Raw genomic sequence first — 19,475 nt, 5'->3', positions numbered from 1 at the left:
GGAAACAGAAAAGCAAAAAGCCAGACGACAGAAGGAACCCTATCCTCTTTCTATTCTATTTTCGTGAGAATTAGAAACAGCATCACATTGCTGAACAATACACGTATCATTTGCAGAGGACTGACACAAGTCACCTAAATCAAGGCCTGCCTGTAGAACACTACTTTGCAGCGAAGCAGCGGCAGCAGCAGCATCTGAACTTAGAGAAGAAAAAAAAACCAAACTTTTCGGCATACGAACAATATATGCTTGAAAACTTACAGCAGGATTGTGTATATAGTATACTGCACTCTAAAGTAAAGTACAATACTGCTGCAAAGGCAAAGCCAGTACTAAAGAGACACCCAATCTGTGGGTGCATGCTTGTGATCTCTGATTAGAACTCCCATTTTAGCCAACGCAAAGCGAATCCTATCGGCCTCAACAAAGTCCTTTTGCCGCTTACAATCAGCGCGCTTCTGCAATTGCGAACGGATAAAATCTTCGGATACACTGGACTGTCTCACCCCTAAGTCTATACCTAAGAAGATCAATAAATTATAAAGAAGGTGTGCTAAATTATTCACTTTTTCTGCACCAACAAGACGAACCCCATCACTAAGTTTATGCAGAACGGCAATAGCGCCAGGAGTATTAAAATCATCTGCCATACACTCAAAAAATTCCCTTGTGTAAATACTACAATCATCACCTAAACCCCCGAACTTATTAAAAATCTCATTCATTTTTTTCGAGAAGTTTTTTGCTTTTCTCTTATTCCGTGCAACGATAACCTCAGATGCGCAGCTTCTTGGGTCGACTTCCTCATCCTCAGCATTATCACTACAAACTCCTATATTCAGACTACCTATATGGCTTTTACTTTTAGGCAGAACACCGCTATCCAAAAGAGCAAGCTTGAATTTTATTAAAGAGTTAATCGCTTCTCCGACCATGGCATCATTCCAGTCCAACGGCTTACTGTAGTGAGTGCTAATAAGTACAAAACGGATCACATTTGGTGTAACACCTGATTCAACTAGCGTATCAACATTAACAACATTCCCTAGGGACTTACTCATTTTTTCCCCATTTACTGTGAGAAAGCCATTATGAACCCAGTAGCGGGCAAATTGAGAACCAGGATTAGCGCACATACTTTGAGCTCTTTCATTTTCGTGATGGGGAAACTTCAAGTCTGCGCCACCACCATGTATGTCAAAATCTGCACCTAACGTTGCTAAAGTCATAGCAGAACACTCTATATGCCACCCTGGTCGCCCGTTTCCCCACGGACTTGGCCAATATACATGATCATCACTTTTCCACAATATGAAATCCCCTGGATGCTTTTTATCGACATCCTTCTCTACCCGCACACCGTAGACCAATTGCTCTTTTTTTCTCTTGGAAAGTACCCCATATTCAGCAAATGAGCCTACATCAAAATATACATTTCCCCCCACGGAGTAAGCATTCCCATTATCTATAAGCGCTTGAATCATGGAAATCATTTTACCTATGTTTTGCGTAGCTTTCGGTTCAACAGTTGGCGAAAGGCAATTAAGCAAGCCTAAATGCTCATGGAAAATATGTTCGTAATGAAGCGCAACCTTATCACACTTGACACCTCGGACAGACGCAGCTGTTATAATCTTGTCATCTACATCAGTAATGTTACGCACATAAATAACTTCAGGAAAAAGCTTAAGTAGGACCCTATATACAATGTCATACACTACAGAAGCCCTGATATTCCCTATATGCGGAACATCGTATACAGTTGGTCCACACACGTACATGCGCACCACTTCGCTGCTTAAAGGAAAAAATTCTTCCTTTAAGCCAGAAAGTGTATTATGAACCCTCAACTTCATTTCACTGATCTAGAAATGCAACTGCACATTCGCGTAAAGTCCTGGAAAGAGGAAAAGCACACAAACCATAGCAAAAAGCGACAAGGGTTGCTTAGTTTGATATCCACAACTAGAAGAATCAGTTGTACTCTTCTTCAATTTTCTTCTTAATGTCCTCAGGAGGGTCTTCGCCCCAACCAGAATATAATATTTCCCCGTAATCCTTAACATCTATGGAGCCACTCTTTGCAGCAGCAAGAAACATTTCCTTCTTAACCTTATCCACAAGAACGTAGTGCCAAGCTGGCCTATTTTTATCCTTGCCACGAACAAGGTATACACAGTCGCTACGCTTCTTTCGGACACTCTCAGCAAAACCTGCAGCATCCTTCTTGCTTTTCTGAACACCCTTTTGAGAAGCAAAACCACCACTAGGCTTTGCTCCGGAAAACTTTTCAGAGAAAGCAGCACTCCCCTGTGAGGCTTTCTGAGTAAAACGAGAGGCAAATCCACCCCCTCCATCTCCACCACTACTCACAGGCTTTTTCTTTTTCAGCCGATCAAGAAACGACTCACCACTACCAGAACTCATACGACCAAACGAAGCAACTCCCTAACCATTGTCTATACCATTTTCTTTACTTTCTGTCTGCTTTATATAGCAAATTTTATTTGGAACTTCAGCCCATTTCTCTGCTCCATCCAAAGGATCCTTTTTTGTAACTATCAAGGGCAGCTCAGCCGCTCTCTCACGATTAAAAACCAGCATAAACCTTGCATCAAGCTGCTTTTTAGTAAGCAGAGAAGCATCCGACACAGAAATAATCTCCCCTAAACTTTTTCCATCAATATACGTTTCATCACTAATTATCGCCTCTATCGGACACTCAGGAACACAAACACCACAATCTATGCAGACATCTGGATCTATCACCAAATACTCCCCAGCTTCGTGAAAGCAGTCTACAGGACAGACTTCAACGCAGTCTGTGTACTTGCATTTCACGCATTTCTCCGTGACAACATGCGGCATACAGGTGCTCAAACACATAACTCACACAGTCTAACCGACATACTCATACTTGGCAAATCCATAAAAGACCCACTGAGCACAACAAAACAATGAAGACAGAAGCACACCTCCTTCAAATTCATGTCAGCAAGACAAGTACGCAACTTGCTCAATGTAGAACAACAGGAAAGTCAACACTTTTCTCAAGCTACTTACCTTGTCCATGCACAGCATGTTCCATATTTTCCGGAGTATGCGATGGAGCATGCTGTAGACCCTGTGTCTCGTCCACACCAGATATTGGGATACCAGAAGCCGCATTCAGAAGCGCTCCTGCAAGGGAAGACTTAAAGGGGGATTGCACAGGCGCAACACCCAAATGACTCGCTAAAGCGGGGAGCGCTGCAATCGCAAACACCAAATTTTCAGCAGCTCTTCCTGCGGACTTATACCCCCTAATCTCCTCCACTACTGCACTCGGCAATGGATCCACACTGCTTCCTGGAAGATTCTGCTCACCACGTTCCAAATCTGCAATTTTTTGATCACATCCCGCCTTGAACGCATGTAGCTTGGCTCCTAGGCCCTCCGGCAAACAACCTCTCTGGCTATCTGAAAGGTCTAAAGAGCCGGTAGACCTCATTTCTATTGCAACGCTCCTAAGTTTACATAAATCCACATCCGTAAGACCACCACACACTTCTAGATCCCTATATCTCAGTAACTCTACAAGAGAATTTGCAGCATCAATAACTGCACTCTTTTCCTGAGTTGCAATCGGTTTTAGCCTCATTGCTAAGATAGCACTACGCAGATCGCTCGTAGACTGCGATCTAGTTGGAGTTACAGGTGTTTGCTTTTCCATTTCGCGGAGCTCAGGCATGCTCTTTGCCATATTCAGTCCGGCATTGCTAACCGGATTATATTGATTCTCAGGCTTAGAAGGATGGTGGTTGTGTTCGTGATCGCACTGTGTAGAACTAGTGCTTTTTCCAAAGTCTACATCCTTTCTCTTCCACAACCGCTCAGTAGCTTCTCTAACCGAGCATGAATCCTCTATTCCCGCGGCCTTTATAGCCTTTGCAACTCGCTCTTGAAACTCTGCCTTGCTTGCACAAAGTGGGATCTTAATCACAAGCTCAGCCTGGTTATTTTTACCATTCTCTCTAATTTCTACACCACCACCGAGGGCAACAAACTCAGCATGCAGAAGATACAGATGATTCCCCTTATTCTTCTCTCGCGCCTCGGCTATTCCCTCACCACTTGCAATAGCATTCAGATAACCTTCAAGGGCATGTATACTATCCTGTGGCACTAGCGCCCTTGGTACACTAAACTCAACATCCTTTGCTCCATCCAAAGTTTTTGTATGGCTGGTCCAATCTGCACCTAAGGCTGTTTTCGTAAAACGATTAGTATTAGCCTTATGCAAGACCTCCCACTCTTTAGCACCACTAATAAGATCACCAAATCTCTCTGCGATGCCCAACTTCATCTTACGTGGAGTCGCAAGAAGAACGGCCTTGCCAGTATTGAGTACAGCACCACCGATATTTCTGCTCATGCGAGCTGCAGCCAGCGCAAACCGGCCTATTTTACCTTGCATTCAACCCTCCAAGTTAATCGCACTCCATCTAACTATTATAACACCCAATGCAAGAACAACATGTCACAGGAAAAACCGTGTACCAAAACTGACAAACAAAAAACACTCCAGACTAGTTCTCAATGCGAGAAGCATCAACTAAAACTACCCCGATCTTTTTGTTATCTGCATCTAAGATTGTAAACTCCACTCCTTCAGGGGAAGATACAACGTCCCCAACCGAGGGAACTTTTCCAGCAATACTCAATATGTAACCACCTAAAGTCCTGGAACCATGACCCGCTTTTAATTCTAGACCAGATTTATCAAGAAATTCTTTCATCTCAATCCCGGTTGAGACTTCAAATTTATCGCTACCAACACGAAGAAAAGATGGCTCAGCATCAACCCCATGTTCGTCCTGAATATCTCCAAGTATTTGTTCAACAATGTCTGTCATTGTAACAACACCCACAGTCGCACCGAACTCATCGACAACCACCGCTACATGAACACGAGCAGCTTTCATTTCCATCAGCAATCCAGAGGCCTTCATCGAAGGTGGAACACATACAATTTTGCGCAACGCACTCCTTATATTGAAAGGAGCACCCATACGGTTCAACACATCCTTTACGTGAATAAACCCAACTATTTTGTCTAAATTACCATCAAAGACGGGTACCCGACTGTGGCTAATACCCTTCAGGACTTCTAGCAATCCTTCACCCATTGTACGAACGTCAAGCGCAACAATTTTAGAACGCTCAACCATTATGTCCTCTACGTATATGCTGTCTAACTTTGCAAGGAAAGAACCATCCTGAGCAGACACATCCCTCCGCTTCCATGCAACGAACTTTTTTAGAAAACTAAATATGGGACGAAACAAGGCACATAAACGATGGGATATTATAATCTAAAAAAAATGCTTTGTAAATCTGAGAAACCGAACAATTCTCTGAAGAACACACCCTGCAGAAATCACCTAGGTCTGTTCCTACATGAGGCTAAGGAAAAATTACCAACAAATGGTGAACCGTCCGTTTTGACTTTTCTGAGCAGGGCACAAGCACCTAAATCACAATACAAGATCAATGAACCCTTATACAGAGCCACCTCTGTCAGATCAGAAAAAACTTTATCTAAAGTCAGTCACAAAAGACAAACCCCGATGCGGTAAATAGACCACAACAAGATTTGTTGCCAAGTTCCCCCTGAAACCGGAAAATCATAAGCATTAAATGCTGAAAGACAGTCTAGACAAACAAAAGTGCAAGCCCAATATACACACAGGGTCTCTGCGCCCTAGAGGAATCGAACCTCTGACCCACAGCTTAGAAGGCTGTTGCTCTATCCTGCTGAGCTAAGGGCGCGTAAAATTTAGTAATTGATATCCGAAACAGCGCTAGGAGCTCGACGGAAAGTATAAATCAACAACAACAATGAAACAACTAAATGTGCACTTAATTTCGGACTATGGAGTAGACGCATTAATTGCAGTCTCAAGGGCATCTCTAGAAAGATTCGAACACTTGGTCTCTGCAGAGCACCATCTGTGGCCATCTACGACAAGCATTGAAAAATTGCAACAGGTCTTTTTACATATTGAGAGAAGTTCCTTTGTACTCTACTCGATAAGGGAACGGATAATACGAGACACATTAAAAGATTTCTGTCAAAAGAGAAAAATCCCTTGTATAGCGGTACTTTCACGGGTAATAAGGGAACTTTCTTCATATTTAGGAATCGAACCAATACACACAAGTAAGGAAGAGTACCAAACCTTCAACGAAGACTACTTCGCAAGGATTGATGCGATGAATTACGTTCTCACTCATGATGATGGCCAAAATACATGGGACCTTGATGAGGCAAACATCATAATAGTGGGACCATCACGGACCTCAAAATCCCCAACAAGTGTTTACTTGTCACATCTTGGCTATAGAGTTGCAAATATTCCGTTTGTGAATAACATACCACTGCCAGCGAAACTCACTACGCTGGAAAATATCTTAATAGTGGGACTGACCATAAACCCAGACAGACTTATAGAAATAAGAAAAGCAAGACTCTCTATATCACAAAACTATGATAACCCAGTTTATGCAGACAGAGAGCAGATCTTAGAAGAACTCACAAATGCGCGTAAAACATTCATAAAAAATAACTGGCCGGTTATAGATGTCACACACAGGTCTGTTGAGGAAATTGCTGCAGCAATAATGAAGGAGTACACAATGAGAAAGTACTAAATTCCATACTGAGCACTTGCACGTAAAATCTTACACACTATACAATTATGGTTCTTTTTGTAAGGACACATAGTGTCACAAGGTAAAACCACTTTCCTGATAGCGTGATACGGTTGCTTTACTTATCACTTTGATGTGGCTCGTATAAATTTGCTACCGTTCTGCATCTTTGCTCAAAAGCTTCTATTATTCTCTTCTGCGCTGCGCCATACATAAGCTTGACCATGGAATTTACAAGTCTCGACCTCAATGCATACTCTATGTAGAATGCCACCTTTGAAGAGCTTCCTTGTGGATGAAATTCCCACAAGGTATATAGGTGCCTAAACACACCTTCGGTTGATCTGACTTCTATGTAGCCACCCCTCTCACATGTTGGTGGCAAGAACTTTATTACAGAAATATAGCTTGAGCGTATTCCTTTAAACGAAATCACAACTTCAGCCCGTATTGTATCTTTCTCCCTAGAAATAATCCGTATCTGTTCGCACCAAGGTATAAACTCCGGATAGCGTACCACATCAAGGACAATCGCAAAGGTGCAATAAGCACTAAAAGGGAGAATCTTGCAATCACGATATGAACACCGTCCAGACATTTCTCAACACAGCAATAACGGAAAAGTCTTAACAACACTACTTTTGCAATCTAGGTCGTGTTCTAAGCAATAAAAACGTTCAAATAAGACAATTCTAAACAATGCATTGCAAAGATCACTTAAAACACGAAGTTATGCATATTGCAAAACCTTAGCTTACCATACAATTTAGACCAACTTCGCCAGAGCCCCAGCTCTAGCATTTTTTAGATGCAAAAAATCTTCGTCCGCATGATAAGAAGAACGTGTCAAAGCACTTGACGCAACCATGAGAAACCCCCGTGCGTACGCAGCTTCCTTGTAATATTGAAATTCCTCATCTGTTGCATAGCGCTGCACCTCCATATGTTTCTTGCTTGGCCGCAGATATTGACCAATAGTTAAAAAGTCGATCCCTGCCACACGCATATCGTCCATAACCTGCAAAACCTCACTTCTTTCCTCACCAAGTCCCAGCATTAGACCAGACTTCGTAAAAATCCGTGGATCCTTTCTTTTGACTTCCTCCAATAAGGAAAGACTATTAAAGTATCTTGCCTTAATCCTTATTTTAGGATGCAGACGTGGCACAGTCTCCACATTATGATTGAAAACATCCGGCGCCGCAGCTATTATGATGTCCCTTGCACCTACCTTACCAAGAAAGTCCGGAGTGAGAACTTCTATACTCGTACCAGGCGAAGTTTCTCTAATTCTCCTTACGCAGCTTGCAAAATGTTCTGCACCCCCGTCGTCAAGATCATCCCTATCAACAGAAGTTATAACAACGTGCCTCAAGCCAAGCTTACCTACTGCCGAAGCTAGTTTTTCCGGTTCATGAGGGTCGAGTAACTCAGGCTTGCCGGTCGTAACATTACAAAATCTACAAGCCCTCGTGCAGACAGAACCCAAAATCATCACGGTGACATGCTTACTGCTCCAGCACTCACTAATGTTCGGACAGGCAGCCTCTTGGCAAACAGTGTTTAACCCACATGCACTTACAAGCCTGGAAGTCTCGAGAAAAGCACGATTATCCGCAGAAACACGAATCCTAGGCTTTTCTATCGTTCGTTCCATCACCTGACACCTTCTTCATTATACGCTTCTTCAAAACTAGTGCCGACTTACTCAGTTTTGAATTTTTAGTGTTCCTAAGAAAATCATCCAAGCCACCCTTAAAATCTATGGTTCTGATGGTCTTAGCAGAAACTTTAAACCTAAATTTCTGTTTGAGCACATCACTAAAAACCGTAACCCTTTGAAGATTTGGCATAAAGCGCTTTTTTGTTTTCCTGTTCGAATGGGAAACCATATTACCATTTTGCCAACCGTGGCCTGTTAGATCACAAGAATTGCTCATCGACGCTCAGAGAAACTACTACAGCTATAGTCTTATACCATATAGATCGCCAAAATGGCAGATGTTATTTCAGCCACTAGCGATAGAAACATACTTTCTTAAGGTTCTTGAGAAGCCCTGTAAGAATGACTCAACTATAAGGGCATGCCCTATAGAAATTTCATCTGGTCTTATTTTATTTATTACAGTCGAAATATTTACCAGACTGAGATCATGACCTAAATTTACTTTCAGTCCAAGATTTCTCGCCTCTAGCGCAGCAAAATGCAGTCTCTTGATTTCCTCAGATTCACGATGAGTACAAAATGCGCGCGCATACCACTTGGCATGAAGCTCAACGGCATCACAACCAACCTCGGCAGCATACTTCACAGATGCAGGTTCTGGCTCTACGAAAAGGCTTACGCGCACATTTCTTTTTTTCTTGATCCTCTCTATAGTCGAACCAAGCAGTTCTGCTTTCTCTCCAACGGAAAACCCTCTTTCCGTGGTTCTTTCACCATCTCTAACCGGGACAATCGTAAACTGATGTATAGAACTGGCCTCCACAAGTTCTATTATTTCAGGTCTTAGATCACCCTCTACATTGCATTCCACTTCTCCACAAGCAACCTCGCTCAAGCCAAGTATTATTTGAACATCTTCAATTAAAGCATGCCTCCTATCTGCCCTGGGATGCAAAGTAATTCCGCTGCAACCGCTCATAATGCCAAGATTCGCAACATATTTGATATCGGGACTTCCAGCACTTCTTGAATTTCTAAGGAGCGCAACCTTATCCAAATTAATACTTACTCTCGTCATTATTCCAATATACCCCTATCTCTTCTCTGAAATAAAATTCTTTAAAATTTTGACTATCACCCCTTCAGCTACCTGAAGATGTACCATATCATTTTTGTCATCTATCCTTGCAACTGTCCCGCTGATTCCACTAGCCGTAATAACGGGATCTCCAACTTTTAATGCTTTAAGCATATTCTGATGCTCCCTCATCTTTTTGCTTTGCGGACGTATTACAAATACGTAGAACACAAAAAAAACAATACCCAGAGGGAGCAAACTCATTAATATAGAATCAGAACCCGTGCTAGTACTGGTAAAGATCTGCGAAAAAGACATAAAAATATCCAAACCAAACAATCAGAATATAGCACACCCCACTCACCTTTTCTGCCTAGATTAGGAAACATGAAGAATGTACCATCAATGACCGATAAGCCCTAAAAAAAAGCACACCCACACACGGTAAAATTAAAAGACCAAGCGTCAATAAGTAATAATAAATTAACCCATCATCAGCGCCCAACTTCACTGATTTAGATAAAATTTTACAAGTACTAAAACAAAAATATTATAATATTAGCGTTTTAGTTGCCATAATATCATATTTTTAAGTAAAAAAAAGTAGATTTCATTTCTTTACACCAGAATTGTGACTGGTTTGCCGGATTGATGTTTAATGATTGCACCCTGCTTTAGTACACACTTTGGTAGCACTGCTAGACCGTAATTTTGGCAACATGAACTGAGACACCCGACCATATCATCACCCAAGTATATTTTATCACCCTCTTCGATACTTGCTCCTTCCTCACTCTGAAGACAGAATAAGGCTCTCTCAATAAAATCCCTTATCCTAAACCTGGAAATTACTTCCTGCCCTACGTAGCAGCCCTTGTTAAAATCAAAAGCGTAATCCATTGCATATTCCAACGGAAAGGTATTGGGCTTCAGCTCTTTTCCAGCTTCTGAGATTTTGCTCATGATTCTTATTCGTTGATATTCTTCGTGGCAAACTTCCGATGTTGGAAATTCAGAACTTGATAAAACAACTCGAAAACCTAATTTTCTGTTCCTCGGATCCCGAACACAGAACAAACATTTCTCGATGAGCCCAAGCTGTGTTTTCGTTTCACTCGCTCCTTCAACTATTTCCAGGAACTTACATACATCACGGACTGCATCTGTTAACTTTTTTATTCTTGGACCCCTGCATGTGTCTTGATTAGCTTCTTCAGGTTGAGTAGCACATGCATCAGCACCTTTAGGAATTCCTACATATGAGAAGTAAGCCTTTTCCTGGATAACAATACTTCTCTTGAAATTATATAGATCAAGCACCCTTAAGAGGGCTTCCGTATTACAGCGGTTAGTTTCTAGTAGAAGCTCCGTTTCTGTTGAACATCTATACACAAATAGGTCACAAATAAATCTCCCCTTTGGGGTGAGTATCAATCCATAAGCACAATCTTCGAGTGTCTCAACATTGCAGGTAATGATCCCTTGTAAGAAAGCTTTCACCCTCTCACCGCCAATAGAATAAAAGTTAGTCTTATCCTGGAAAAAATGCATTCACTCACAGATAAAATGTGCTCCTGATAGTCGATTATCACCTGAAATCTACTATGAAACTACCATGACAACTATCGCTATTTCTGAATAGATACAACAAAATGGTTAATACCAATATTATTTAGAAATAAATTTTGAGTACAAAGAATCAAACAAAGCTCTTTGTATGGATCCCCTTCCTGTTAAGTATCGGGATTATACTTTTCTTTGAAGCTACTTTTTACCCAAGACCGCATCATTTGGTACTCACAATATTTGGGCTAGGGCTACAGTTATTCTTAGCTTATATAGCTAAAAAAGCCAGAACCGTAACACTGATATGTGTCATAATTTCCGCGGGATTTATTATCGCAGAAATTCGAACGCTGGTTTCCTATACAGAAATGATCAAAACGCCCCAATACATTCAAAACGCAACAGGCATGGTGCAAAGTCTTTCACACAAAAAATCTGGAATGCTAATCACGGTGAAGCACGCTGGAAGTTCTTTAAAACTCCATTCGACAAAAAGTCTAACAGATCTACACTCGGGCGATATAGTAAACTTTTCCGCGTACCTATTACCAGTACAAGGTGCGGCAACACCATCAGGCTATGACTTTGCCATGTTTCAATATTTTAGCGGTGTAAGGGCTACAGGAAGACTAGTCGGAGAAATCACGGTAGTAAAACCAACAAGTCACCAATCTATTTTTCCACGTATCAGAAAAGTCATTCATGAAAAATTCAAATACAACTTGGCGGAAATACCTTCTGAAATAGCTCTAGCACTCACAATAGGTAAAAGAGATGGAATAGATCCAAAAATAAATGAGTTATTTAGAAAATCAGGAACATCTCATTTGTTAGCAATTTCTGGATTACATATGGGATTAGTAGGATTATTTTTCTTTTCCCTTCTGAGAAGATCTTGTACGTTTTCTACACACCTAACACTCAGGTACGACATCAAAAAGCTTTCTGTTATCGCTGGAATAGCATCGAGTATTTTTTATTTACAACTCTCTGGAATGCAGACATCTGCTCAGAGAGCTTGCATAATGATATGTACTTTTTTCCTTTCAATACTGCTGGATAAAAAACCAGATACATTACGTTCTATCATCTTTGCAGCGACCGTTTTAATCGTTTTATATCCCGAGAACATATTCAAACCGGGCTTTCAAATGTCATTCTTTGCTGTACTTGGAATATGCTCATGTAACAGAAGGTCATCCCCGTACATACATACAGAATTTGCTCCTCTCTTTAAAATAGGAAAGTCAAAATTCGACATTAAGGAGTTAACAGCAGTAATACAACCTGAAATGACACTGATCCCACAATCAAAACATCAGACCAAACCTAGCAACAATACTACGCGACGATCTTTTCTCTCTTTACACAAATTCTCCACCGATTCAGTTCACAAAGGCAAAATAAAATCGTTCTGTAAGAGCATACTTAAACCGTTCACATGCCTATTGGGGATAATAAAAACCTCGATTTTTGCGACTGCTGCCACTGCCCCTTTCATTTCATATCACTTTCACTATCTTTCTGTGATTGGAGTGGCTGCAAACGCTATAGCAATACCGTTCACATCTTTCTTAGTCATACCGACACTTGCCGGAATACTGCTCCTCATGCCTTTATATGATTCCGAGCTTTTATATGCCCTCCTTTCAACTGAAATAAAAATATTACTAAGCCTCATGGAATCGTTTAGCCACTTAAACCTAGGCTACTTCAACGTGCAGGGCTTTTCCGGAACAACGTTGCTTGTAATGGTCACCGGAACCTTATCGCTTCTTATAGGTACAACATGGAAGCGATACCTGGGTATAATGCCCATTGCGATGGGAATTGCGATGATAAAATTCTCGCCACTACCAGATATCTTCATCTCAGAGAAGAATATCGCGATACGATCACAAGACAACAACCTATACTTTCTTAATGCGTCAAGAGTTCCACAAAATTTCATCGCAAAGAAATGGCTGCAGTATTCAGGATGCAAGGCAAGCAAAATATCTAACATACCTAATAGCGAAATAGAAAAACGGGAAAACTCGTACGTGTGTACAAAAAATGGCAAAACAATCACCATCACTTTTACAAAGGACGCAAAAAACAGAACACATAACAACTTTTCTGTGCACATGAATGGACCAATAGTAGATAACAAAAGAACATGTTCCTCACTAGAAATAGTAGAAAATCAAAATACGTTTATCTCTATGCAGAACAATGGAATAAAAACGACAAGGGGAAGAAATTGGCCACAAGAGATTCTCGCATCGAAACCACATTACAGCGATCAGTACAGTAGATGTCCAATAAACCCTGTACAGAGCTATAATTAGCGCATGTAAACAAGGTATATTCGAATATATGGCTTAAACCACTCTCCCCATAAAAGGCGAGAAGTTATACCACTACACCCCCTGGAATAATACTTTGATCAGGTTGATGCTTTTCTTCAGAATAGAAGCTCAAATAGGACAACACAATCAAGACCACAATAAGAAGGACAGAAAGAACCATTATTTTCGACACTTTCCAAGTAATACAACATCAGATACTCATTGAGACAATGTGGAAGATGCTAAAGGACAAAAACACAAGTACTAATTTTCATCACATGCAGCAACATAAGTACACAAGCGTGCTCAACTATTTGGTATTCCTTAGCAATCTAATTTGATGATCGAGGTGACTAAAAACGAGTTTCACCTATTCATAATATAGTCCGTAATATTGATTTTTACTCATAACAGCAACATCATTGGACACCAAGTCTCTACATTATCATGTCAGGATTAGCGCTGGAGTTTTGTAACGTTTCAAAATTCTTTAGGGACAAAACAGAGCAAGAAATAGCAATACTGCGTAACACAAATCTGCAAATTCATACAGGAGAAATTATCGCATTGATCGGTGCCTCTGGTGTTGGAAAAACTACTACTCTGCAAATTGCAGGATTACTCAATAAGCAGGACTCCGGGAAGGTGAAAATCTGTGGGAAAGAGGCTTCTCACTTGGACACAACACTCCGTAGAAAAGAAATAGGCTTTATATATCAGTTCCATCATTTGCTTAGCGAACTTAATGTACTAAAGAACGTTATGCTACCACTTCTTATATCTGGAACACCAAAAACAATTGCAGAAAAAAGAGCGAAGGAATTGCTTGAGTTTCTAAAATTAGAGAAAGTTGCATACCAACCGGTCGACACGCTTTCGGGTGGACAGAAGCAACGCGTAGCAGTCGCAAGAGCAGTGATAAAGAAGCCGGCGTTGATAATAGCAGATGAACCGACTGGTAACCTTGATCCAAATACTGCAAAAGACGTGTTTGATTTGGTTTGTAGTTTTGCCAAGGAAAATGGCAGTGCGGTATTTCTTGCAACTCATGATCCGTCTTTTTTGCAAAAAGCAAGCAGAGTACTTGAAATCGTGAACCATTCTTTGATCAGTTCTATATAGGATTTTCTTTACCTATTTTGCGTAGAATCTCAGTAAGTTAATGCAGGGTATTCGGGCTTTGAGCTTATGATAAACAAAAGAAAACAGGGTTGGTGCTTTGATGAGTCTGAAGTTGTCGAGATAAAGCCATCCTTGTACAGAGTCTTTGTTAAAAAAGCTGCCCCGAGCGTCGATCTGAAACAAATTAGAAGTTTGGGCACTGATACCTTAAAATTAAGACAAAATGATGTGGAAGCACTGTGTGAGTCTTTGATACAGCGAGGTGAGTGGTTTCTCGGGACGTATCACTCTGACCTTGCAGAGACAATTATACAGGACTTAGGTCCGTCCGTTCGGTCGCACGGACTGGAACTGGGTATTTCACCCCTTAAAGAATAGTTCCTTGTTTTGTCTCTTTTCACGCAATGATCTCGCCTAGTTTAGAGAATACGCTTCAGAACGCGCTCGTTTTGGCACGGAGTTTTTCGCATTCTTACGTCACACTGGAACATCTTCTTCTTGCCCTCACGGATGACGAAGAAGTTTCGAGAATCGCCTTCAACTCAAGCATGAATTTTGCCAAACTAAGGGATTCGCTTATTCATTTTCTTAGCACAGCAAAGTTTTTCGCACGCCTTTCCAATGAATGTGTCGATATAAGCAAAATCAAACCAACACTTGGATTAAGACGCGTCATACAGAGAAGCAAAATTCATGCAAACATAGCGGAATTTGGACAAATCACAGGTCTACATGTTTTGATCGAACTGTTCTGTGAACAAGATTCCTATGCATTCTCGTTTCTCACAGAAAGCAATATAACACTTACAGAGCTCATGTCTCACGTGATGAAGTCCCGTAAAGGGTCCCCAACTGGAGGTACATCTACTGCAAATACGGATGCACTCAGAAGTGCAGAACTTGATAATTTAAAGGAATACTGCACGGACATGAATGAGCTAGCTATTCAAGGAAGGATAGACAAACTCATTGATAGAAAAAAGGAAATTGAGAGAACAATAGAGATTCTTTTACGGAGAACCAAAAACAATCCTATTTACGTCGGTGAACCTGGGGTTGGAAAGACCGCCATAGTAGAAGGCTTGGTACATGCGATAGTCAGTGGTAACGTCCCACAGAAGCTGAGAAATACACGTGTGTATGCACTCAAGATAGGCTCTTTACTCGCAGGTACACGCTATAGGGGTGATTTTGAAGAGCGTATTAGAACAGTCATGAACGAAATATCCAGTAGTAAGAATACAATACTTTTTATAGATGAAATCCACACAATCGTCGGTGCTGGCTCAACAAGTAATGGCTCTATTGATGCAGGAAATCTTCTAAAGCCATTTCTGACAAAGGGTCCTCTCAGGTGTATTGGCGCTACGACCTATAGAGAATACTCCACACACTTTGAAAAAGATGCAGCACTTGATAGGAGATTTCAGCGGATAGAAATAGAGGAACCATCTATAAGTGACACTCTAAATATAATTGACGGGACAAAGTCATATTACGAGGATTTTCACAGGGTGCATTATACGAAGGCATCCCTTAATGAGATAGTAAATCTAGCCCACAGATACATACCAAACAGAGCCTTCCCCGATAAAGCTATAGATTTAATGGATGATTTGGGTGCATCATACAATGCGGAGTTATTCGATATCAAAAAAAGGCGCGATAGAAAAATAGATATTAAGTATGTCAGGGAAACGCTTGCAAAGCGTTTTAATATTCCGCTTGCACAGTTAAATTATACCGTGGAGGAAGTATTAACTTCCCTTGAGAGAAACCTTAAGGCAGAAATTTTCGATCAAGACAATATCATAGAGCAGGTCATCTATTCGCTGAGACCTGGGCTACTTGGATTAAAAGGTGAAAAACCTTTGGCTTCGTACCTATTTGGGGGTTCTACGGGTGTCGGCAAAACAGAGCTTGCTAAACAAATTGCCAAAAACTTGTGCATGCGGTTTGTGAGAATTGATATGTCCGAATATATGGAAGGCCACGCTGTCTCAAGATTGATAGGTGCACCTCCAGGATACGTGGGACATGATAAGGGAAGCTTTATAGCTGAGATACTTTTTAAACAAGGCAGTTCACTTATCCTGTTTGATGAAATAGAAAAGGCACATGCTGATTTTCAAAACATTCTCCTTCAGATTCTTGATTATGGCTGCATAACGGATAGCACTGGGAAAAAGAGTAGGTTCAAAAACTGCATAATGGCCTGCACGACAAACGTTGGAAGTACTTTTATTGAGAATAATTCTCTTGGTTTTACTCAAGATGGCAAGAAAACCGATAAGAAAGCTCAATTTGCAAGTTTTTTCAACAAAGAACTACTTGATAGATTCGATCTTGCAATAGTCTTCAATACACTTGACAAAAATAGCGTGGAAAAAATAATAAATAAGTCTGCAACTGAAATTCGTGCTCTCCTTGAAGAAAAAGGAATTAAGCTTAAGCTTACAGATGAAGTAGTAAAGTTACTAGTTGCAAGGCACTCATCTGGTAAAATAAGTGCCAGAACTATAGAAAGGACCATCAGGAATGATATAATGCAGGCGGTTTCGGATAGGATGTTGCGTTCTAAAGCTAGCGAAATAGAGTTGACCATCAAGGACGGCTGTTTGGTGTAGGTATTCTTCTTGATTTTTGCAATTTTTTAGTCTTCACCAATATTTCCGTCCTACTTGCACTTTCTTATTTGCGTGGGGAACGTTTTGTGTTTATAGCATATGACAAAAGGTTACAGTTCTAAGTTTCATCAAGTTGTTAAAGCACTGATCACTAAAGGAGTAAAAAGAGGTTTCGTCACGTATGGTGAGTTGAGTGACTCATTTTCAGATGAGGATTTTGAAAATTTAAATTGCATAGAAGAAGCAATAAGCAAACTGGAGGAATCCGGAATAGGTATCCTAGAAAAGGATGAGGAAGACGAGCTCAGTGAAGAAGTCAAGGAAGAAGATGAAGAAGAGGACGAAGCCGCTGACATATTAGGTCACACGGACGATCCAGTAAGGCTATATCTTCGTGAAATGAGCTACGTCAAGCTCCTTTCTAGAGATGATGAAGTAGAAATAGCAAAGGCCATTGTAGCAGAAAAATTTGAGTCGCTTTCCGCGGTTTTACTCTTCCCTTCAGTACTGAAGAGTATAGTAAATCTCGGAACAAAACTGAGAGAATGCACAATCTCGTTGCGTGAAGTAATAGAATCAGACTCAGGATTAAAGAGTGAACTTACTGAGGAAACAGGCAAAGGAGACGACCTCTTTGAAGGCATGGATGGCAAACCAGAAGAAGGAAACCAGATGTCTGACGAGGAGCTTATGGAGAAGGTCTTAGATATCTTTGGTGAGCTCGAAACAATAATCACATCCGCGCTCGATAAAGCGAAAGAAGGACAGATGGTAAAAATTGTAGATGGCGAGGTGATACTCGACCCAGAATATCGAGAACTGCACACTCTTGCAGTAAACCACTTAAACCAAGTGAAGCTCAACCCAAAGCTTCTTGCTGAGTTTTTCGAGAACACTCGAAAAAAGAACGAGCTTATTCTCGAAAAGAAAAAGGTACTCCTCACATTCTTAGAAGAACATGGCTTAGATAGAACGGTCCTCATCAAAGGTAAAGTACACATCCTGGATGCTGTGGTCCTATCAGAACTTCTGAAGGAACACAATATTTGCGACACACATTTCTCTCTTGAAGAATTTCTCTCTCCAATTAGAGAGCTGGAAAAAAATGAAGGAATGGACTATAGAAGTATCAGCTTTCTAACCAGAAAGGTTGCTACTCACCTAGATAATGCGAATGCAGCAAAACATAGAATGGTAGAAGCTAATTTGAGGTTAGTGATCTCAATTGCTAAGAAGTACACTAATAGAGGTATGCCATTCCCCGATCTGATTCAAGAAGGAAATATCGGTCTGATGAAAGCAGTAGATAAATTTGATCATAGAAGGGGGCATAAATTCTCTACATACGCAACTTGGTGGTGCAGACAGGCTATAACCCGCGCTATAGCAGATTGTGGAAGCATAGTGAGAAAACCTGTACACATACACGAGACTGCAAATAAGGTAATGCGGACTAGAAGGAGACTGTACAACCTCAATGGTAGAGAGCCTACTGTCGAGGAGATTGCAAATCTACTTAAAATTTCTCCGGATAAGGTTAAGAAGTCGCTCAAAGTGAATCAAGATCCGATAAGTCTGGAATCACCAGTGGGCGATGACAGTAATAGTGGTTCTTTTGGCGACTTTATAGAGGATAAGAATGCGGTAAGCCAAGTGGACGTAGTCCTCTCAAAAAACTTGAGGAAAGTTCTGGATGAAGCGCTCGCAATGCTCTCCCCAAGGGAAGAAAAAATCCTGAGGTATAGGTTTGGACTATGCAACAGTGTACACAGTCCCGAAGATGAACACTATTTGAAGTCTCTAAAAATTGACCTAAACAGAGGAACAAATCTCACTCTCGAACAAGTCGGGATACTGTACAATGTAACAAGGGAAAGAATCAGACAAATTGAGTCTAAGTCGTTAAGAAAAATGAGAAGTCCAAGCCGATCTATAAAATTACGGACTTTCCTTAAATACTAAGAGTTGTGTACCTATTACTGGCTTTACTTTTAGCTACTTTTCTTGTTCTGATTATCGGAGTTTTATCCATGCTTTCGGGCAACAAAAAATCGGGAAATACCCTAATGCTCCTTAGGGTGATTTTGCAATTTTTCACGATTGTTTTGCTAGTCGCGATATTCATCTTGAAATAGTGTGTTGCACTGCTTGTGTATGATGCATTAACAGATAATCTCCATGTGCACTCAAATTAAACAAGACTCCCTTTGTACCTGTTAGCATTTTAGAATAGATACTTTTCAGTATACTCTTGGCATCACTCCATTGATGAGAGTGCATACCTTTGCATCAGTAATGATCCATAATATTTTTATGATGCGCGATACCAGGACTTTTGTGATGTCACTCTATTGATATACAGCGTAACACTTGTTCAGTAATAATATGAAACT

20 protein-coding genes and 1 tRNA gene are annotated in these 19,475 nt (G+C 40.8%); 7 read left to right on the top strand and 14 right to left on the bottom strand.

The window, feature by feature from the left end:
• Window positions 1-39 precede the first annotated feature (39 nt).
• The 7 genes from NSE_RS01385 to NSE_RS01355 all read right to left on the bottom strand — a co-directional run bounded on the left by NSE_RS01385 (window position 40) and on the right by NSE_RS01355 (window position 5,811).
• The gene (locus NSE_RS01385) at window positions 40-234 is read right to left on the bottom strand and encodes a hypothetical protein (protein ID WP_011451729.1); all 195 of its coding nucleotides are present in this window, start codon (window positions 232-234) and stop codon (window positions 40-42) included.
• A gap of 98 nt (window positions 235-332) precedes the next feature.
• Entirely contained in the window at window positions 333-1,856 is a 1,524-nt protein-coding gene (gene cysS / locus NSE_RS01380) for a cysteine--tRNA ligase (protein WP_011451728.1), read from the bottom strand.
• A gap of 118 nt (window positions 1,857-1,974) precedes the next feature.
• Window positions 1,975-2,427 carry a hypothetical protein gene (locus tag NSE_RS01375; RefSeq protein WP_011451726.1) on the bottom strand — a complete coding sequence of 151 codons (453 nt, stop codon included), beginning with the start codon at window positions 2,425-2,427 and terminating at the stop codon, window positions 1,975-1,977.
• Window positions 2,428-2,448: 21 nt separating this feature from the next.
• Window positions 2,449-2,868 carry a ferredoxin family protein gene (locus NSE_RS01370; protein ID WP_011451725.1) on the bottom strand — a complete coding sequence of 140 codons (420 nt, stop codon included), beginning with the start codon at window positions 2,866-2,868 and terminating at the stop codon, window positions 2,449-2,451.
• Between the two features lie 187 nt (window positions 2,869-3,055).
• Window positions 3,056-4,456: a hypothetical protein gene (locus tag NSE_RS01365; RefSeq protein ID WP_011451723.1), complete on the bottom strand. Its 1,401-nt coding sequence runs from the start codon at window positions 4,454-4,456 to the stop codon at window positions 3,056-3,058.
• Window positions 4,457-4,568: 112 nt separating this feature from the next.
• Window positions 4,569-5,327 (bottom strand): transporter associated domain-containing protein, encoded by a 759-nt coding sequence (locus NSE_RS01360; protein WP_011451722.1) that lies wholly within the window; start codon window positions 5,325-5,327, stop codon window positions 4,569-4,571.
• 410 nt (window positions 5,328-5,737) lie between these two features.
• Window positions 5,738-5,811: transfer RNA gene (locus NSE_RS01355), tRNA-Arg, on the bottom strand.
• Between the two features lie 69 nt (window positions 5,812-5,880).
• Between NSE_RS01355 and NSE_RS01350 the strand changes: the two genes are divergently transcribed.
• Complete coding sequence (locus NSE_RS01350; RefSeq protein WP_011451720.1) at window positions 5,881-6,693, top strand: pyruvate, water dikinase regulatory protein; 813 nt, start codon at window positions 5,881-5,883, stop codon at window positions 6,691-6,693.
• A 118-nt stretch (window positions 6,694-6,811) separates the two neighbouring features.
• On the opposite strand, the gene NSE_RS01345 is transcribed toward NSE_RS01350, so the two are convergent.
• The 6 genes from NSE_RS01345 to NSE_RS01320 all read right to left on the bottom strand — a co-directional run bounded on the left by NSE_RS01345 (window position 6,812) and on the right by NSE_RS01320 (window position 10,988).
• Window positions 6,812-7,291, bottom strand: a complete 480-nt coding sequence (locus NSE_RS01345) for a type II toxin-antitoxin system RatA family toxin (RefSeq protein WP_011451719.1) — start codon at window positions 7,289-7,291, stop codon at window positions 6,812-6,814.
• Window positions 7,292-7,459: 168 nt separating this feature from the next.
• Window positions 7,460-8,350 carry a lipoyl synthase gene (gene lipA, locus NSE_RS01340; RefSeq protein ID WP_011451718.1) on the bottom strand — a complete coding sequence of 297 codons (891 nt, stop codon included), beginning with the start codon at window positions 8,348-8,350 and terminating at the stop codon, window positions 7,460-7,462.
• Window positions 8,325-8,633 (bottom strand): 50S ribosomal protein L28, encoded by a 309-nt coding sequence (gene rpmB, locus NSE_RS01335; RefSeq protein ID WP_011451717.1) that lies wholly within the window; start codon window positions 8,631-8,633, stop codon window positions 8,325-8,327. Before rpmB ends, lipA begins: the two co-directional genes overlap by 26 nt.
• Window positions 8,634-8,702: 69 nt before the next feature.
• Window positions 8,703-9,437: a pyridoxine 5'-phosphate synthase gene (locus tag NSE_RS01330; RefSeq protein WP_011451716.1), complete on the bottom strand. Its 735-nt coding sequence runs from the start codon at window positions 9,435-9,437 to the stop codon at window positions 8,703-8,705.
• Between the two features lie 15 nt (window positions 9,438-9,452).
• Window positions 9,453-9,755 carry a preprotein translocase subunit YajC gene (yajC, locus tag NSE_RS01325; protein ID WP_011451715.1) on the bottom strand — a complete coding sequence of 101 codons (303 nt, stop codon included), beginning with the start codon at window positions 9,753-9,755 and terminating at the stop codon, window positions 9,453-9,455.
• A gap of 300 nt (window positions 9,756-10,055) precedes the next feature.
• Window positions 10,056-10,988 carry an aminomethyltransferase gene (locus tag NSE_RS01320; RefSeq protein WP_011451714.1) on the bottom strand — a complete coding sequence of 311 codons (933 nt, stop codon included), beginning with the start codon at window positions 10,986-10,988 and terminating at the stop codon, window positions 10,056-10,058.
• Window positions 10,989-11,410: 422 nt separating this feature from the next.
• Here NSE_RS01320 and NSE_RS01315 point away from each other — a divergent pair, with 422 nt between their 5' ends.
• Window positions 11,411-13,333 (top strand): ComEC/Rec2 family competence protein, encoded by a 1,923-nt coding sequence (locus NSE_RS01315; protein WP_227028969.1) that lies wholly within the window; start codon window positions 11,411-11,413, stop codon window positions 13,331-13,333.
• Between the two features lie 64 nt (window positions 13,334-13,397).
• Here NSE_RS01315 and NSE_RS04155 read toward each other — a convergent pair whose 3' ends face one another.
• Entirely contained in the window at window positions 13,398-13,526 is a 129-nt protein-coding gene (locus NSE_RS04155; RefSeq protein WP_011451712.1) for a hypothetical protein, read from the bottom strand.
• A 254-nt stretch (window positions 13,527-13,780) separates the two neighbouring features.
• Here NSE_RS04155 and NSE_RS01310 point away from each other — a divergent pair, with 254 nt between their 5' ends.
• From NSE_RS01310 to NSE_RS04165, 5 genes are all read left to right on the top strand, one after another.
• The gene (locus NSE_RS01310; protein WP_011451711.1) at window positions 13,781-14,455 is read left to right on the top strand and encodes an ABC transporter ATP-binding protein; all 675 of its coding nucleotides are present in this window, start codon (window positions 13,781-13,783) and stop codon (window positions 14,453-14,455) included.
• A 66-nt stretch (window positions 14,456-14,521) separates the two neighbouring features.
• A complete protein-coding gene (locus tag NSE_RS01305) occupies window positions 14,522-14,833 on the top strand; it encodes a hypothetical protein (protein ID WP_011451710.1) in 312 nt (103 codons plus the stop codon).
• Between the two features lie 26 nt (window positions 14,834-14,859).
• Entirely contained in the window at window positions 14,860-17,082 is a 2,223-nt protein-coding gene (locus tag NSE_RS01300; RefSeq protein WP_011451709.1) for an AAA family ATPase, read from the top strand.
• Between the two features lie 99 nt (window positions 17,083-17,181).
• Window positions 17,182-19,044 (top strand): sigma-70 family RNA polymerase sigma factor, encoded by a 1,863-nt coding sequence (locus NSE_RS01295; protein ID WP_011451708.1) that lies wholly within the window; start codon window positions 17,182-17,184, stop codon window positions 19,042-19,044.
• A gap of 5 nt (window positions 19,045-19,049) precedes the next feature.
• Window positions 19,050-19,217: an HIG1 domain-containing protein gene (locus tag NSE_RS04165; protein WP_157858666.1), complete on the top strand. Its 168-nt coding sequence runs from the start codon at window positions 19,050-19,052 to the stop codon at window positions 19,215-19,217.
• The last annotated feature ends 258 nt before the right edge of the window (window positions 19,218-19,475 follow it).

The organism is Neorickettsia sennetsu str. Miyayama (assembly GCF_000013165.1).
Classification (GTDB): domain Bacteria; phylum Pseudomonadota; class Alphaproteobacteria; order Rickettsiales; family Anaplasmataceae; genus Neorickettsia; species Neorickettsia sennetsu.
Note: the sequence above shows the minus strand (reverse complement) of the source record. Positions and strands in the feature narration are given on the sequence as shown.

Bases quoted from the DNA above. Each gene is read 5' to 3' on its own strand.
- NSE_RS01385 (WP_011451729.1), bottom strand. From the start codon at position 234: ATGCCGAAAAGTTTGGTTTTTTTTTCTTCTCTAAGTTCAGATGCTGCT.
- cysS (WP_011451728.1), bottom strand. From the start codon at position 1,856: ATGAAGTTGAGGGTTCATAATACACTTTCTGGCTTAAAGGAAGAATTT.
- NSE_RS01375 (WP_011451726.1), bottom strand. From the start codon at position 2,427: ATGAGTTCTGGTAGTGGTGAGTCGTTTCTTGATCGGCTGAAAAAGAAA.
- NSE_RS01370 (WP_011451725.1), bottom strand. From the start codon at position 2,868: ATGCCGCATGTTGTCACGGAGAAATGCGTGAAATGCAAGTACACAGAC.
- NSE_RS01365 (WP_011451723.1), bottom strand. From the start codon at position 4,456: ATGCAAGGTAAAATAGGCCGGTTTGCGCTGGCTGCAGCTCGCATGAGC.
- NSE_RS01350 (WP_011451720.1), top strand. From the start codon at position 5,881: ATGAAACAACTAAATGTGCACTTAATTTCGGACTATGGAGTAGACGCA.
- NSE_RS01345 (WP_011451719.1), bottom strand. From the start codon at position 7,291: ATGTCTGGACGGTGTTCATATCGTGATTGCAAGATTCTCCCTTTTAGT.
- lipA (WP_011451718.1), bottom strand. From the start codon at position 8,350: ATGGAACGAACGATAGAAAAGCCTAGGATTCGTGTTTCTGCGGATAAT.
- rpmB (WP_011451717.1), bottom strand. From the start codon at position 8,633: ATGAGCAATTCTTGTGATCTAACAGGCCACGGTTGGCAAAATGGTAAT.
- NSE_RS01330 (WP_011451716.1), bottom strand. From the start codon at position 9,437: ATGACGAGAGTAAGTATTAATTTGGATAAGGTTGCGCTCCTTAGAAAT.
- yajC (WP_011451715.1), bottom strand. From the start codon at position 9,755: ATGTCTTTTTCGCAGATCTTTACCAGTACTAGCACGGGTTCTGATTCT.
- NSE_RS01320 (WP_011451714.1), bottom strand. From the start codon at position 10,988: ATGCATTTTTTCCAGGATAAGACTAACTTTTATTCTATTGGCGGTGAG.
- NSE_RS01315 (WP_227028969.1), top strand. From the start codon at position 11,411: ATGGTGCAAAGTCTTTCACACAAAAAATCTGGAATGCTAATCACGGTG.
- NSE_RS01310 (WP_011451711.1), top strand. From the start codon at position 13,781: ATGTCAGGATTAGCGCTGGAGTTTTGTAACGTTTCAAAATTCTTTAGG.
- NSE_RS01305 (WP_011451710.1), top strand. From the start codon at position 14,522: ATGATAAACAAAAGAAAACAGGGTTGGTGCTTTGATGAGTCTGAAGTT.
- NSE_RS01300 (WP_011451709.1), top strand. From the start codon at position 14,860: ATGATCTCGCCTAGTTTAGAGAATACGCTTCAGAACGCGCTCGTTTTG.
- NSE_RS01295 (WP_011451708.1), top strand. From the start codon at position 17,182: ATGACAAAAGGTTACAGTTCTAAGTTTCATCAAGTTGTTAAAGCACTG.